The 15,929-nt window shown below is 42.4% G+C and carries 15 protein-coding genes; 7 read left to right on the top strand and 8 right to left on the bottom strand.

Features of this window, described 5'->3' with window-relative positions; translation table 11 throughout:
* Positions 1 to 107: 107 nt before the first annotated feature.
* The 3 genes from V7R35_RS08015 to V7R35_RS08005 all read left to right on the top strand — a co-directional run bounded on the left by V7R35_RS08015 (position 108) and on the right by V7R35_RS08005 (position 2,072).
* Positions 108 to 638, top strand: coding sequence for a hypothetical protein (locus tag V7R35_RS08015; RefSeq protein ID WP_334014222.1), 531 nt, complete (start codon positions 108 to 110; stop codon positions 636 to 638).
* 136 nt (positions 639 to 774) lie between these two features.
* Positions 775 to 1,770, top strand: a complete 996-nt coding sequence (trhO, locus tag V7R35_RS08010) for an oxygen-dependent tRNA uridine(34) hydroxylase TrhO (protein WP_334014221.1) — start codon at positions 775 to 777, stop codon at positions 1,768 to 1,770.
* Positions 1,771 to 1,829: 59 nt separating this feature from the next.
* Positions 1,830 to 2,072 (top strand): EF-hand domain-containing protein, encoded by a 243-nt coding sequence (locus V7R35_RS08005; protein WP_334014220.1) that lies wholly within the window; start codon positions 1,830 to 1,832, stop codon positions 2,070 to 2,072.
* Positions 2,073 to 2,174: 102 nt separating this feature from the next.
* Here V7R35_RS08005 and V7R35_RS08000 read toward each other — a convergent pair whose 3' ends face one another.
* The 3 genes from V7R35_RS08000 to V7R35_RS07990 form a co-directional block, all read right to left on the bottom strand.
* A complete protein-coding gene (locus tag V7R35_RS08000; protein ID WP_334014219.1) occupies positions 2,175 to 3,506 on the bottom strand; it encodes a DEAD/DEAH box helicase in 1,332 nt (443 codons plus the stop codon).
* Positions 3,507 to 3,613: 107 nt separating this feature from the next.
* Complete coding sequence (locus V7R35_RS07995) at positions 3,614 to 4,267, bottom strand: CoA transferase subunit B (RefSeq protein WP_334014218.1); 654 nt, start codon at positions 4,265 to 4,267, stop codon at positions 3,614 to 3,616.
* A complete protein-coding gene (locus V7R35_RS07990; RefSeq protein ID WP_334014217.1) occupies positions 4,267 to 4,974 on the bottom strand; it encodes a CoA transferase subunit A in 708 nt (235 codons plus the stop codon). Before V7R35_RS07990 ends, V7R35_RS07995 begins: the two co-directional genes overlap by 1 nt.
* Positions 4,975 to 5,077: 103 nt before the next feature.
* Here V7R35_RS07990 and V7R35_RS07985 point away from each other — a divergent pair, with 103 nt between their 5' ends.
* A complete protein-coding gene (locus V7R35_RS07985) occupies positions 5,078 to 5,965 on the top strand; it encodes a LysR family transcriptional regulator (protein WP_334014216.1) in 888 nt (295 codons plus the stop codon).
* A 154-nt stretch (positions 5,966 to 6,119) separates the two neighbouring features.
* Here V7R35_RS07985 and V7R35_RS07980 read toward each other — a convergent pair whose 3' ends face one another.
* Positions 6,120 to 6,881 (bottom strand): hypothetical protein, encoded by a 762-nt coding sequence (locus tag V7R35_RS07980; RefSeq protein ID WP_334014215.1) that lies wholly within the window; start codon positions 6,879 to 6,881, stop codon positions 6,120 to 6,122.
* Positions 6,882 to 6,975: 94 nt separating this feature from the next.
* Positions 6,976 to 7,677, bottom strand: coding sequence for a sensor histidine kinase (locus tag V7R35_RS07975; protein WP_334014214.1), 702 nt, complete (start codon positions 7,675 to 7,677; stop codon positions 6,976 to 6,978).
* 204 nt (positions 7,678 to 7,881) lie between these two features.
* Between V7R35_RS07975 and cysB the strand changes: the two genes are divergently transcribed.
* Positions 7,882 to 8,856: an HTH-type transcriptional regulator CysB gene (gene cysB / locus V7R35_RS07970; RefSeq protein ID WP_334014213.1), complete on the top strand. Its 975-nt coding sequence runs from the start codon at positions 7,882 to 7,884 to the stop codon at positions 8,854 to 8,856.
* 74 nt (positions 8,857 to 8,930) lie between these two features.
* Here cysB and V7R35_RS07965 read toward each other — a convergent pair whose 3' ends face one another.
* The 3 genes from V7R35_RS07965 to pabB form a co-directional block, all read right to left on the bottom strand.
* The gene (locus tag V7R35_RS07965; RefSeq protein WP_334014212.1) at positions 8,931 to 10,304 is read right to left on the bottom strand and encodes an L-serine ammonia-lyase; all 1,374 of its coding nucleotides are present in this window, start codon (positions 10,302 to 10,304) and stop codon (positions 8,931 to 8,933) included.
* Positions 10,305 to 10,526: 222 nt separating this feature from the next.
* Complete coding sequence (locus tag V7R35_RS07960; protein WP_334014211.1) at positions 10,527 to 11,099, bottom strand: CoA pyrophosphatase; 573 nt, start codon at positions 11,097 to 11,099, stop codon at positions 10,527 to 10,529.
* Between the two features lie 5 nt (positions 11,100 to 11,104).
* Entirely contained in the window at positions 11,105 to 12,553 is a 1,449-nt protein-coding gene (gene pabB / locus V7R35_RS07955) for an aminodeoxychorismate synthase component I (RefSeq protein WP_334014210.1), read from the bottom strand.
* Positions 12,554 to 12,767: 214 nt separating this feature from the next.
* On the opposite strand from pabB, the gene V7R35_RS07950 reads away from it, so the two are divergent.
* Both V7R35_RS07950 and rmuC read left to right on the top strand, forming a co-directional pair.
* Positions 12,768 to 14,297: a fumarate hydratase gene (locus tag V7R35_RS07950; protein ID WP_334014209.1), complete on the top strand. Its 1,530-nt coding sequence runs from the start codon at positions 12,768 to 12,770 to the stop codon at positions 14,295 to 14,297.
* Between the two features lie 238 nt (positions 14,298 to 14,535).
* Complete coding sequence (gene rmuC / locus V7R35_RS07945; RefSeq protein ID WP_438823454.1) at positions 14,536 to 15,828, top strand: DNA recombination protein RmuC; 1,293 nt, start codon at positions 14,536 to 14,538, stop codon at positions 15,826 to 15,828.
* Positions 15,829 to 15,929: the final 101 nt, after the last annotated feature.

The following is a 15,929-nucleotide window of genomic DNA, read 5'->3' as shown; positions in this document are numbered from 1 at the left end:
ACATCTGTGACTATGATTATAGATTAGTTCAAGAAGAGCAACGAGAAAGTTAAGAAAAACATTATCTTGCCGATAAGAAATTATAGTAAGTCGGTGTGAAGTTAGGCATGAGTACTGAAGCTACTCACAATATGAACAATAAACCTATAGACCCCAGTATTAATTGGGAGTCGAACGGTGTTCTTGCGAGAGCAGCCCATCAAGGGGCAGTATTTTCATTGTATCTTGCGATGCACGCTACCTCGGTAGCTGAACCAATTCGAATAAACACAAGCGCTTCAAAAGAGGAAGATGTTACAACGCGTGCGCTGCAATCCTTAAACCATTATCGCCGGCCGGGTATAGCCGCTCAGGAGGCCGATTGGACTGCCATGTCAACGCTCGGGAACCTAATGGCAACCGACATGGAAAATGCATTATTGTTTCAAGCCATGTACCCACAACCATTGGCTCAGACCAATGATGCGCTTCGCCTTGATGACGATGTGGTAAACAATACTACGCTTGCGGCACAAAAGCGTTTACAGGCGAAATATCGTAGTACCATGGATGAAGACAACACGATGATTTATGACGTTATTAATTCTGTTGAAGAACACACAGATCTGTTTAAAGAAATTGAACAGCAGTTTGCGTAAGATCAATAAATCATCTCGTTCGAACCCGATTTCCCCTAAAAGTTAAGTTCCCATTAGACCTTTTTTACATCATCTGATATATTCGCGCCGCATTTTGCACTGGTCTTACGCTCCAATCAGCAAAGGTTAAAAAATTATGTCTAAATATATTGTTTGCGCAATGTACAAATTTGTTGCGCTTGAAAATTACAAAGAAATGCGTCAGCCGCTATTAGAGGCAATGGAATCTAATGGCATTAAAGGCACGCTATTACTTGCCCACGAAGGTATTAACGGAACCGTTTCTGGTAGTCGCGAAGGTATTGATGCGCTGCTAACCTACCTTAACGACGATGTTCGCATCAATCCTATTTCTTACAAAGAATCACTTCATGACGAACAGCCGTTCTATCGCACCAAGGTAAAGCTTAAGAAAGAGATTGTAACTATGGGTGTAGAGGGAATAGACCCTCGAAAGACCGTTGGTACTTACGTTAAACCAAAAGACTGGAATGCATTAATTAGCGACCCAGACGTTACGGTTATCGACACTCGAAATGGTTACGAGATTGAAATTGGTACATTTAAAAACGCCATTGATCCTAAGACCGACACGTTCCGCGAATTTCCAGAATACGCGGCGAAAGAGCTAAATCCTGAGAAAAACAAAAAAGTGGCCATGTTTTGTACCGGTGGTATTCGCTGTGAAAAATCTACTGCTTACTTGAAAGAGCAGGGATTTGAAGAGGTTTATCATTTAGAAGGCGGTATCCTTCAATATCTAGAAGATGTACCAAAAGAAGAGTCGATGTGGGAAGGTGATTGCTTCGTTTTCGATAATCGCGTTGCGGTAAATCACGATTTGGAAAAAAGCCACTACGAACAGTGTTATGCCTGTCGCTTACCTATTACTGAAGAAGACAAGCAAAGCGACAAGTACGAGCCTGGTGTAAGCTGCCCGCATTGTTTTGGAACACATACAGAAGCGCAGTTAGAGCGATTCAGAGAGCGTGAAAAGCAAGTAAATCTTGCTAAAGCACGACAGCAAGAACACGTTGGAACTGAAGCGCGCTTAACCATGGAACAAAAACGCCAAGAAAAAGCGGAAGCTCAACGTTTACGCGCACTTAAGGCAAAAGAAAATCAGGCATAGACAGGCTGATTGAAGGGCGTTACACTCTTGTTCATTGCAGTTGAATTTAAGGAATGAGAGTGAGCACTCAACTTTCAGAATCAAAAATCGAAGAGATTAAAAAAGACTTTAGCTTCTTTGACAAAGATGGAAATGGTCAAATCGATCTGCCTGAGTTTATTGAGCTATTAACCGTTATCTCTCCGAAGACGAAAGCAAGCCATGTGCAGGAAGGCTTTAAACTTATCGACAGTAATGACGATGGTTTTATCGACTTCGAAGAGTTTCTTGCTTGGTGGCAAGAGTGCTGGTGGGAATATTAAACACTGGCAAAAGTTGATAGACACACAAAGAAAAAGCGAGCATTAGCTCGCTTTTTTGTATCTGTTGCTTATACCAATTCAAATTAGCATTCGCTTAAAGCGCTATTCTTCATCATCAAGCGCACTGTTATCTTTTCTTGGTTTACGTTTAACTGGCACCATTCCTATATCCTCACCCGTCATAGTATTTACACGTTTTTTAACGGGGGCTTTCACGGGCTTAGCAACACGCTTTTTACCAGACGCTTTGCCAGATTGTGTCGCTTTTTTCTTTTTAGGTGCAAAACCTTTGAATTCAGCCGGAATGTCTGGGTGTGCAGTGCACTCTAAAGCGTATTGCAGGTGGTTCTTTAAACCCTCAAAACTTTTCCAGTCTCGCGGGCCTATTAACGAAAATGCTTCGCCTTTCTGTCCCGCGCGTCCAGTACGCCCAATGCGGTGTATATATTCATCCGCGTTCTTGGGTAAGTCGAAGTTAACTACTAAACCCACTTTTGATAAATCTAAACCGCGTGATGCAAGGTCGGTGGTAACTAGAATACTTTGCTGCCCACGGGCGAAACTGCTCATAATTGCCGCACGTTGGTTTTGAGGTAGGTCTCCACGAAGCGCAATGGCCTCTAGGTGTTCTTCGTTCAACATATCTGCAATACGGTTTGTGTCTTCACGGGTTGCCGTGAAAACAATCGCTTGATTAAAGTCACGTTTTTTCAGTTCGGCACGCAGAATGTTGTCTTTACTGTCTACGTTGTCAGCAAAATAACAACGCTGTTCAATATCACCATGCTCGGCAGTGGCATCGCCTACAGAAACGCGTACAGCGCTTTTTGTAAGCTGAGTAGTCATGTGCTTAAGCTCTATATTATCCAAAGTCGCTGAAAACAGCATTGTTTGACGCTTACGATGATCGGCGTAATCGTTAATCATCTTAAGCTGAGCAGCGAAGCCTAAATCAAGCATACGGTCGGCTTCATCAAAAATAAGAAGCTCTAGGCCATTTAGGTAGACACTTTTGTCCAGAAGATGGTCGGCCACTCGGCCAGCAGTGCCTACGATAATATGTGGGTTTCTTCTCAGGGCTTTCACCTGATCGTTATAGTTTTCACCACCAACAACCAACGAACACGTTAAGTTAAGGCCAGAACAGAGCGATTTTGTTTCTAAAAATACCTGCTTTGCAAGTTCACGGGTTGGAGCCAAGATAAGTGCGCGAGGATCTTGACGGCTTAGCGCTTTTTGCGACATTAAGCGGTGTATGGCCGGCACTAGAAAAGCAAATGTCTTACCTGAGCCTGTTTTAGAAGACGCAATAATGTCTTTACCCTGAATAGCGGGCAGCATAGTGCGCTCTTGAATTTCTGTTAGCGTTGAAATGTTCTTGGTTTCAAGCTTCGAAATAATCTTATGATGAACAGGTAAATCGGTAACTAGCAAAGGGGTGCCTCACGGGAATCTAAAGTCGGCGCATTATCCCTTAATGATAGTCATAATGAAAGGAGAGGGCATGATATCGCCCTCTTTTTATTGTTTAAAATGCCTTTTTAGAACTGCATTTCTGGCACGTCACCAGATACAATAAGTTTGCCCGCCGTTTTTTCTTTAATTTCTTCAATGCTAACGCCTGGCGCACGTTCTTGAAGTACGAAAGCACCATTCTCTACACTTAATACTGCCAAGTCGGTAATAATTCGCGTGATACAGTTAACGCCTGTCAGTGGTAATGTGCATTCGGGTAAAAGCTTGGAATTACCGTGTTTGTCGGTGTGTGTCATGGTCACGATTATATTTTTCGCGCCTGCTACTAAATCCATTGCGCCGCCCATGCCTTTTACAAGTTTACCGGGGATCATCCAAGATGCGATATTTCCACAAGCATCTACTTCAAATGCGCCCAATACCGTGAAGTCAACATGACCACCGCGGATCATTGCAAAACTTTCGGCACTACTAAAAATTGATGCTCCTGTAATGGCAGTTACCGTTTCCTTGCCAGCATTAATCATATCAGCATCAACTTCTTCTTCGGTAGGGTATCGCCCCATACCTAAAAGGCCATTTTCAGACTGCAGCATTACGCTTATGTCGTCAGGCACATAGTTCGCTGCCAAGGTAGGGATACCAATACCTAGGTTTACATAATCACCGTCTTTGAATTCTTGTGCAACGCGCATAGCAATTTGATCACGAGTTAACATTATACGGTCTCCTTACTAACTACACGTCTTTCAATACGCTTTTCAAAGCTACCTTTTATAACGCGATTAACATAAATTCCCGGCGTATGAATTTCACTTGGATTCAATGAGCCTGCTTCAACAATCTCTTCTGCTTCAACGACGGTTATCTTACCTGCAGTTGCCGCCATTGGATTGAAGTTCTGCGCGGTGTGTCGATAGATGCAGTTACCGTAAGTATCTGCCTTCCATGCTTTAACTATCGCAAAGTCGCCGGTAATAGCATGCTCTAAAATGTAGGGGCGTCCGTCGAACTCTTTTACTTCTTTGCCTTCACCAACAGGTGTTCCGTACCCTGTTGCAGTATAGAAAGCTGGTATTCCAGCTCCACCAGCACGCATTTTCTCAGCAAGTGTACCTTGTGGAGTAAGTTCAACTTCTAGTTCGCCATCAAGCAGTTGCTTCTCAAACAAGGCGTTTTCGCCTACATAAGAAGACACCATTTTCTTGATTTGCTTATCTTCAAGCAATAAACCTAAACCGAAGCCGTCAACACCACAGTTATTAGACACAACAGTAAGTTCTTTTACTGCCATTGCTTTCACTTGGCTAATAAGTCCTTCTGGAATACCACATAGCCCAAAACCACCAGCAATTATCGTCATGCCGTCTGTTAAGCCAGCCATCGCTTCGTCGTAGCTTTGCACTACTTTGTTAAAACCCGCCATTAAAACGCTCCATACATGAATGTTAATAACAAGTATCAACATTGTTGCGTGTTATGTAAAATCGAATTAATCTAATTATTAATAAATATTTTTTATCAATCTTATGGAAGTATCCTACAAACAATTAAAGGCGTTCATAGAAGTCGCTACGTCATCCACTTTTGCAGAGGCGGCGAACAATCTTCACGTTACACAGCCTGCATTGTCTTCTGCAATAAAAAAACTTGAACAGCAAGTGGGCGGCCGACTATTTAATAGAGATACACGAAATGTTGGTTTAACCCCAGAAGGGGAAGTGTTGTTTCCAAATGCGCTGCGGTTAGTGCGAGATTGGGATAATACGTTTAATGACATTCAGAACTTATTTGCCCTTAAAAAAGGGCATTTAACCATTTGTGCCATGCCATCGTTTGCCGAGTCTCACCTTCCCGCGCTATTAAGCACGTTCCATAATCAAGCGCCCAATATCAATCTAAGGGTTATTGATATTGTGATGGAGCAGGTGATAAACGAAGTGGCGACCGGGCGCTGTGAGCTTGGCATTTCGTTTGAGCCCGAGCGCACTGATGGACTCATATTTGAAAGTTTATTTGATGATCAGTTTGTTTTAGTGGTTAATGGCGAACACGAATTGGCTGAAAATGAAATATGTCATTGGCAAGACTGTCTTGCTTATCCATTGGTGATGATGAACAGAGGTTCTGCCGTGCGGCAATGGACAGAGACTAAATTGGCTTCATATGGCGCGCTGAATATTGTGGCTGAAACTGGACAGTTAGCGACGCTGGGAAAACTTATAAAGCACGGAATGGGAATTTCAATAATGCCCTCGATATGTGGAGATCACATGAAAACATTGGGGTTAATTCCAATTGAAGTAAATAGCGACCCTTTAATTAAGCAGATTGGCCTAATAAGAAATGCCCGTAAGGGCCTTTCAGTACCGGCACAGACATTGTGGGACTTGATAGTAAAAAGATATACAGAATGAACTAACGGGATATTTGCTTTTCAGACCCGCTTTCAATAGTAGCGGGGGTTGATGAACAATAAAACGCTAAAGATGAAGGTCTGATAAAGATTATTACACCGATGTAGGGTTTCATAAATAACAGACCTTGCTGTTAGCCTTGTTCAGACCTATGCTACCACTTTTTCTTAGGCGCAAATAATTCGTCCAACTCGTCTCTTTCTTCTTCTTGCTTCTTAGCTCGGTCTTGAGCGTTAACGTTTTTCAAATTACTCTGAATTTCATTTAGCCACTCGTTTAGTTGAGCAAGTTTGGTAGATGAGTAATCGTCTTGAGTGTTTTGGTTTTCCAACGCAATTTTAGCTTTTTCAAAATACTGTCTGGCAGAGCCCAGCATGTTTGTTTGAAGCGCAGCACGACCGCGTTTGATAAGCGTTTCCACGTTAACTTTAACCTGTAAGCGTTCTAACTGTTTATCTTCATCTAGAAATACTTTTGAATCAATTTGACCTTTGCTGTGCTCAGAGCGAAGTATGATACGAAGCTTTTTCACTGCCTGAATGTATTGAATAATCATTTTGTCGTTGTCAGGTAATGTGAATTCAGAAGGCGCGCTAGAGTTATCTGAAAGTGCAGCTGCAGCAGCTTGTTCAGTATTATTGATACGATTTTTAAGTTCTGATGTACCTGCGTATTCGTTCATTACCTTAAGCGCGTTAAGCGCTCTATTATGAAGGACCCCAATTAAACGGGAAGATACAGGCATGTTAACGGTAGCGGCTATAACGCTTTCAGTTTCATCAACCAAACTACGCTGCTTTGCAAGTTCGGTTCGACGTTCAGCTTCCTGCTTCTGTCTATGTTGCTGAACAGCATTAATGAAAATGGCTGCAATCAGCAAAGCGACGATTAATATTATTATAATGGCGTAAGACATTCGTGTGTTTCCGTCAGTTCTTTGTAGCTTTTGTGTTGCAGTAAGCGCGAAGGTACTGCTTTATTTATAGAGTTCTTATAGTTATCGGTCAATATTACGGTATTTTTACTTGAAATACACTCCCACCAAGTGCGCCACCGTTAGACAATTCTATACTACCGTATCTTTCATGCTGTGAATGAGCGCTGGCAATCAGCTTGGCAAAGAACAGCCCAAGTCCGGTGCGTCCCTGACTTAGTTCAAAATCCGCTAATTCATCATGGCTTTTATTGAGCATGCTGTCTGGGTAACCAGGACCGTCGTCTTCAATGCTAAGTGCTAAATAGTCATCAACCGATTCAGCACTAATTTTTATTATAGAGGTGCCGTAACGCATTGCGTTAATAATGACATCGTTCACCAATATAAAGACGAGTTCACTGTCTAAATACCAGCTTAAATCGTCGTTAATTTCAACTTCTATGTGAATACCTTTTTGTTCCATGTACAACGCATTTGAACCAATAATGTCTTCAATTAAGTCTTTAATAAAACACTCGTCAACAGTAATGGGCAACCGTTCTAATTCAGCGCGGTAAAGCGATAGTATTTGTACTAAGTTGGTGTTTAAGCGCGTGGCTTCATAATGCACACTGGCTACCTGATTCCGTGCTTGTTCGTTCTCAGGGTCGAGTGTTTGGCTTAAATTCTCAATCGACTGGATAAGCAGAAATAAAGAATTCTTCATATCGTGCACGGCAGCCGCAAGTACTGTGGAGAAATCGATGGTAGAAGTTGCGTGAGTATTATCGTCCATTTGCTCTTACTAATCGAATAAATGTTGCCATATCATAATGAACAATAATTGTAGAAAAGGCGATGTAAACGAGCAAAAAATAACAATAAATTACTGTTTTTTCCACAAAGTTTGTTTTTTCGTAATATACGAACGCAAAAAAGTGTAGTTTTGGTTATAAGAAACGATTACAGTATAACCACAGTGCAAGAATTGGTATTTACAATGAAACTACAGCAACTTCGTTATATCGTAGAAGTTCTAAATAATAATTTGAATGTCTCTGCAACCGCAGAAAGTCTTTATACATCTCAGCCAGGAATTAGCAAACAGGTAAGAATGCTTGAAGATGAGCTTGGCGTTCAAATTTTTGGTCGTAGTGGAAAACATCTAACGCATGTGACAGACGCGGGGAACGACGTTATAAATATTGCTCGCGAAATACTGGCGAAAGTAGAGAGCATTAAAGCCGTTGCTCGCGAGCATACCTTGCCAGACCAAGGCAAGCTGAATATTGCAACTACACATACGCAGGCGCGTTACGCGTTACCTGATGTTATACAGGGTTTTATGAATAAATACCCCAAAGTGTCTTTGCACATGCATCAAGGTACACCTTCTCAAATCAGTGACTTAGCCGCTAAAGGCGAGGCAGATTTTGCCATTGCCACAGAAGCGCTACATCTGTACAACGACCTTGTAATGTTGCCGTGCTATCACTGGAATAGAAGCGTGATTGTTAATAAAGACCATCCGCTTTCCAAAAAGGGAACAATAGACATAAGCGATATCGCAAAATATCCATTGGTTACCTATGTATTCGGCTTCACGGGTCGCTCTGAATTAGACCAAGCATTTGAGAGAGCGGGTTTAACACCTAAAATTGTGTTCACAGCAACCGACGCAGATGTGATCAAAACCTATGTTCGCTTAGGCGTGGGCATTGGCGTTATCGCTTCAATGGCGGTAAGTGAAGAACTGGACGACGATTTAGTTAAAATAGACGCCAGCCACTTGTTCGATTACAGCACTACAAAAATAGGATTCAGAAAAGGCTCGTTTTTACGTAGCTATATGTATGACTTTATCGAGCGATTCGCGCCTCATTTAACCAAAGATAAAGTTGAAAAAGCCATGATGTTGAAAAACAACGATGAAGTTGAAAAGATGTTTAAGGGCGTTACATTACCAGTTAAATAGCGTTTTATTTGAGTGTGTAAAATGAAAAAAAGGGGCGTTTGCCCCTTTTTTGTTGCCTCATTTACCTAATAGCATCAACATTCTATGATGTTAACTGCAAGACCGCCTCGTGCGGTTTCTTTGTATTTTGTTTTCATATCGTTACCTGTGTCGCGCATGGTTTTAATAACCTTGTCTAACGATACTTTTTGTTCACCCGTGCCACGTAGCGCTAAACGAGATGCGTTAATAGCTTTAATTGCGCCCATGGCGTTTCGCTCAATACAAGGCACCTGCACTAAACCACCTACTGGATCGCAGGTTAAACCTAGGTTGTGTTCCATACCAATTTCAGCTGCATTTTCAACAGAGGCTGCGGTTCCGCCCATAATTTCTGCCAAAGCGCCAGCGGCCATAGAGCAGGCAACTCCCACTTCACCTTGACAGCCCACTTCTGCACCAGAAATAGACGCGTTCTCTTTATAGAGAATGCCAATTGCTCCAGCCGTTAACAAAAAGCGGCTAGCGACTTCTTCATCTACTGGACGAATGAATTTGTCAACGTATTGTAATACCGCAGGGATGATTCCTGCAGCACCGTTGGTAGGTGCGGTAACAACGCGACCGCCAGCTGCATTTTCTTCATTTACTGCCAATGCAAAAAGGTTAACCCAGTCCATGGTTTGCATGGGGTCTGTGGTGTGTTCGGTTTGCAGACGGCGATATAATCCAGGTGCTCTTCTAACAACTTTTAATCCGCCGGGCAATATTCCTTCGCTTTCAATACCACGCTGAATACAGGCCTTCATAACCAGCCAAATATTGTGAAGCTCTTGCTTTACTTCATGTTTTGGGCGAAATGTAGATTCATTGCGCAGCATAAGTGAGCTAACACTTAAACCGTTAGTTTTACATAAGTTAAGAAGGTCACCAGCGGTTTTAAAAGGGTAAGGCACTGCAGCTTGAAGTGTAGCAGCGTGCGCCTTAGTAGCATCGAAATCTTGGTCTTTAATAATAAAGCCACCACCAATGCTATAGTAGGTTTGCTCTGCTAATAGCTCGCCATTACCATAGGCAAAAAAGGTGAGGGCATTAGCATGCTTAGGCAAGGTTTTACGACGATGAAACACAATGGCATTTTTATTTGGGAAGCTGACTTCCTTCATACCGTTAAGTGCAAGCGTCTCAGAAGTTCTAATATCTTCTAAAACACTGTCGATACTATCCACATCAACCGTATCTGGCATTTCACCTAATAAACCTAGAATAACGGCTTTTCCTGTACCATGACCGATACCAGTTTGACCAAGCGAGCCAAATAGCTCTACTTTCACACTATCAATTTTTTCGAACAACGCGTCTTGTTGTGCCAATTCACCGACAAACTCCGCACCGGCTTTCATAGGGCCCACAGTATGTGAGCTTGAGGGGCCAATGCCCACGCTGAACATATCAAATACGCTGATCATAAACTCTTCATTGTTAAACAAAGTTAATGGGATGATCATGCATCCACAAGGTAATAACTACAATAAAGAAAAGCTAATAGCGTGATTAGTTTTGCTAATAGCCTGTAAACAAATATTTATAGTCAACCTGATGCTTTATAGTTTTCTCGCTATAAACAGTCCAGTACCAGAAATCACGAAAGGCAGAAGGAAAAGTAAAGGAAGACTAGTGCAAGGGATCGCTTATGGATGAATGTGATGAGATAAGTTGCGCAGCATGGCTGCAGTAGCCCCCCATATCATACGCTCTTTATAGGGGATGAAATATATTGGAAATGACTGATTTCCGCGATGGGTAGTGTGAATTAAATGATTTTTTCTATTCAAAAGATGATTAAGCGGCACTTCAAACGCGCTTTCCACCTCATTTTTATCAATCACTGGCGTAAAATTAGGGTTAACAAAACCTACAACAGGCGCAATCTCGTAACCGCTTATTGTACGATAGCGGGGTAACATACCAACGATATCTACGTTTTGAGGCGGTAACCCTATTTCTTCATCAGCCTCGCGTAGCGCTGCATCAAAATAGCCTTTATCAGTCTTATCAACGGCGCCGCCAGGAAAGCTTATTTGCCCAGGATGGTGTTTGAGATGGTGTGCACGCTCGGTAAGAAGTACGTTAAGCTTATCTCCGTAATCAACCAGCGGAATTAAGACCGCAGCAGGCCGGCCAGTTTTACGCAGGGGAAAATCTGGCTCTATTTTAGGCTGGCGTATATGTTGAAATTGAGAGATAAATTCAAATCTTGTCACGAAATCTACTTATTTAATGCAGTTAACACAGGCACTATCTTAGAGACCTTATCTAAGGTTTCTTGGTATTCGTCATCAGCGTTTGAGTCTAACACAATACCTCCACCGGCCCAGCAGTGTAGTGTGTTGTTTTCTGCTAGTACGGTTCTTATACAAATGCTTGAGTCCATATCTTCTCTGAAGCCCATGTAGAAGATACTGCCACAATAGATATTACGTCGGTGCGGCTCTAACTCGTCAATCACTTCCATTGCGCGAATTTTAGGTGCACCTGTTATAGAGCCACCAGGAAAGGCCGATGCCAACAACGTAAGCGGAGATGTATCTTCCTCTAGTTCGCCTACAACTGTGCTAACAAGATGATGAACCGCTTTATAGCTTTCAAGTGCAAACAATGCAGGAACTTCAACGCTGTGTGCTTTACAGTGCTTTGAAATATCGTTTCTTAGTAAGTCAACAATCATAAGATTTTCAGCGCGATCTTTTTCAGCATTTAACAGACTTGAAGCGCTTTGAGCGTCTTTAACGCTATCTTTATAACGAGGTCGTGTGCCCTTAATAGGTTTGGTTTCTACCTTGCCGTTTTTTACGCGCATAAAGCGCTCCGGTGAAATGGATGCAACACAGCCTAGCGGGGTGCGGAGAAACGCCGAAAATGGCGCTGAGTTCTGGTTACGTAATTCGCAGTATGCTTCCCATACGTCACCTTCAAAACGCGCAGAAAAGCGTTGTGCCATGTTCACTTGATAGCAATCACCTGCCTTTAAATAATGGTGAATTTTGTCGATACATTCAGTGTATTGTGGCTTAGACAGGTTTGAAGAAAAAGGCGATGTTAACTTAAATAGACCGGAATCTTGGTTACCATTTGAGTTGCGGTCAGAACTCTTTTCAATAAAGTGAGGATAGTTACTTCCATCACAAGAACAATAGTAGAAAGTGCCCGTTTGGGTATCTTCAATAATTGAATAGAGATAAAGCCCCACAGCAAAATCGGGAGTTTCATAATCGTCCTTCGCCACGCTTGGCAACGCTTCATAAAATCGCCCAGCGTCATAACCTGCCATGCCTGCAACGCCGATTATAAACGGCAAATCATCTATGTTTTGTTCACTAATAACGTTTGTATTAACTACTTTGCTGTGAAGGTATTTTCTTGTTGCTTCAAAAGGCGTTTCTGGTACACATTGAGTGCCGTTTTCGTCGCTTAAATACACATTACCTTTTGTTGCGGTAACGGTAAGTGAGGGCGCAAAAGCCATAATATTATACCGGCCATCACTTTGTTGAGATCCAGATGTATCTAGCAACAGTGACCAAGGATGATGAGCGATACGCTTAAAAATTGTGTTAAATACTTGAGAGCGCTCGAAGGATTCTGAATGTACAAGTTTACTCAGTGTGGCATCGGATAATTGGGTCACACAAACTTGTAAAGAAGCAGCTGTTGTCATAGGTCTGTTTTACTATACTTTTACTGTATATTACGTAAATTCTTGTCGTAAATAGCGTTGAATAAGTGTCTACATCTCCGCCGCGCCATAACGACTATAAGTTACGGTTGTGTATTACTTGTAAGTTTTTACATGGTGCGACGATAATAGATGCGCTAGTATACGCTTTTTTAGCGAGCTAAGACCACGAAAGCCAAATAAAAAAGAGGATGTCATGACCGTTATCCGTCAACAAGACTTCATTGACAGCATTGAAGATGCCCTGCAATTTATATCCTACTATCACCCACTAGACTACGTTAAAGCAGTTGAAGAGGCGTACAACAAAGAAGAAAGCCAAGCCGCAAAAGATGCAATGGCTCAAATCCTTATCAACTCTCGTATGTCAGCTGAGGGCAAACGTCCACTTTGCCAAGATACAGGTATTGTTACCTGCTTTGTTAAAGTAGGCATGGGCGTGACATGGGACAAAACAGATATGACTGTACAGGAGATGGTAGATGAAGGTACTCGTAGAGCCTATACCAATCCTGATAACCCGTTGCGTGCATCTATAGTTGCTGATCCAGCAGGCGCGCGCACCAATACAAAAGACAACACACCGTCTGTTGTACATATTGATATGGTAGCGGGCGAGAAAATTGAAGTTATGATCGCAGCAAAAGGCGGCGGTTCAGAAAACAAATCTAAGATGGTAATGCTAAACCCTAGCGATGACATTGCCGATTGGGTAGTAAAAACACTCCCTACAATGGGCGCAGGTTGGTGTCCACCGGGTATGTTGGGTATAGGTATTGGCGGTACTGCGGAAAAAGCAGCAGTATTGGCAAAAGAAAGCCTAATGGACCCTGTAGATATACAAGAACTTATTGAGCGTGGACCGCAAACTACCGATGAAAAACTGCGTTTAGAAATTTTTGAGCGTGTAAATAAACTAGGTATTGGCGCACAAGGCCTTGGTGGTTTAACAACCGTTGTTGACGTAAAAATAATGTCGTTACCTACACACGCAGCTTCTAAACCCGTTGCGATGATCCCCAACTGTGCTGCAACGCGCCACGCACACTTCTATCTTGATGGTTCTGGCCCAGCAGAGTTAACGCCACCAAAATTGGAAGATTGGCCAGAAGTTACATGGGAAGTGAGTGAAAACACGCGCCGTGTGAACCTTGATGAAGTAACCAAAGAAGATATTCAAGAGTGGAAAGTAGGCGAGACTGTACTGCTATCTGGTAAGATGCTTACTGGTCGTGATGCTGCACACAAACGCATTCAAACTATGATGGATAACGGTGAAGGTCTTCCAGGGGGTGTAGACTTAACAAACCGCTTTATCTACTACGTAGGCCCAGTTGATGCTGTTGGCGATGAAGTTGTAGGCCCAGCAGGTCCAACAACAGCTACACGTATGGATAAGTTCACCGACTTGATGCTTGAGAAGACAGGCTTAATTGGCATGATTGGTAAAGCTGAGCGTGGACCAGCAACGGTAGATTCCATTGCTAAACACAAGGCAGTATACCTAATGGCTGTTGGTGGCGCCGCTTACCTTGTATCGAAAGCCATCAAAAAGTCGCGCGTCGTTGCATTCGAAGATTTGGGTATGGAAGCCATTTATGAATTTGAAGTGGAAGATATGCCGGTTACGGTTGCAGTAGACAGTACTGGTGCAAACGCACATAAAACTGGCCCAGCTATTTGGAAGGCGAAGATTGAAGATTTAGACAAGTCACTTTCTAAATAAAAGCCATATTGCTTTTTAAGGGTAGAGGCGTTTAGTTAATCGCTAACTGCTATTTCGCTAAATAACAAAAACAGGTACCAAGAGTACCTGTTTTTATTTGTGAATTTTGTTTATAGTGCTGTATAAAATAACAGTAAGATTCTGCGCTATGAATTTTGACGATATCTCCAGCTATTCCTCTTTAATTGCACTTGGCGGTGCAGCCTCACTCACAATAACGGCAGCAGTGTGCTGGCGAATGCGAAACTTACAAAAGGAAGTGTCAAACCTTCATCTGCAATACACTAATCTGCAAGCATCACACTCTGAATTAATGCAAGAAAACGCAGTATTACAAGTAAGCCATGACACACTGCATTCAGTGAAAGACGAGAATCAATCATTACAACAACAGCTAAATGAGCAGCGAATCATTGTTGCACGTACGCAAGCGCAAAATGATGCGCAGCAAAAGCGCATTGAAGCGCTTCATGAAGCGCATGAAGACAAGTTGGCTACAATGGCGGCGTCAGAGCAGCGTTTACAAACACAGTTTGAAAACTTAGCGAATAAAATTTTTGAAGAAAAGCAGCAGCGCTACACCCAACAAACGAAAAACAATATTGAAGCGGTATTGGCACCATTCAAAAACGAATTAGAAGGATTCAAAAAGCAAATATCCGAGCAACATATAAGGGAAGGGCAAGAGCGCGCTTCACTTAAAACAGAAATATTGGGTTTAAAAGCACTCAATCAGAAGATTACAGAAGAGGCTGCAGCCCTCACTAGTGCACTAAAAGGTGACAATAAAAAGCAAGGCAACTGGGGCGAGGTAGTTTTAGAGCGTATCTTACAAGAATCTGGCCTTCGAGAGGGCCATGAATATGAAACCCAAGTTTCGGTTACCGCCGAACACGGTAAACGGCTACAACCTGATGTTGTTGTTCATTTGCCCAATGAGAAAGACGTAATCATAGACTCTAAAGTTAGCCTAGCGGCTTACGAGCGATTTTATAACTGTGAAGATGAAGTTGAGCGCAGCCAGCATCTAGCACAACACGTGGCTTCGATTAAAGGCCATATAAAGGGGTTAGGCGCAAAAGACTATCAATCGCTGAAAGGTCTAAAGACGCTAGACTATGTGCTTTTATTTATTCCTATTGAGCCTGCATTTATGTTGGCCATTGAAGAAGAGCCTAACCTGGTTTCACTAGCGTTAAACCACAATATCATGCTTGTTAGCCCTACTAATTTGTTAGTGGCTCTTCGCACTATTAACAACATCTGGCAGTACGAATATCAAAATCAGAATGCGCAACATATTGCAGAACATGCCGCAAAGCTTTACGACAAATTCGTCGGCTTTGTTAACGATATGGAGAGAGTCGGTAAGTCATTAGATAATGCACAAGTTAGTTTCGATAGTGCAATGGGTAAACTATCTGCAGGTCGAGGCAATATAGTACGGCAGATTGAGCGATTTAGAGAGTTAGGTGTACAGCCAAACAAGAAGCTTCCTGACAGCGTTAACGCAAATTTAAGTGATGAATAGGCAGTTCCCTCTAATAACACCAATAAATAACAGAAATTAGTAATAAAAAAGGCCGCTTTCGCGGCCTTTTTAAATATTCTAAATTACTCTACTAACCACGT

It is taken from the genome of Alteromonas sp. S167, from assembly GCF_036864375.1.
Classification (GTDB): domain Bacteria; phylum Pseudomonadota; class Gammaproteobacteria; order Enterobacterales; family Alteromonadaceae; genus Alteromonas.
Note: the sequence above shows the minus strand (reverse complement) of the source record. Positions and strands in the feature narration are given on the sequence as shown.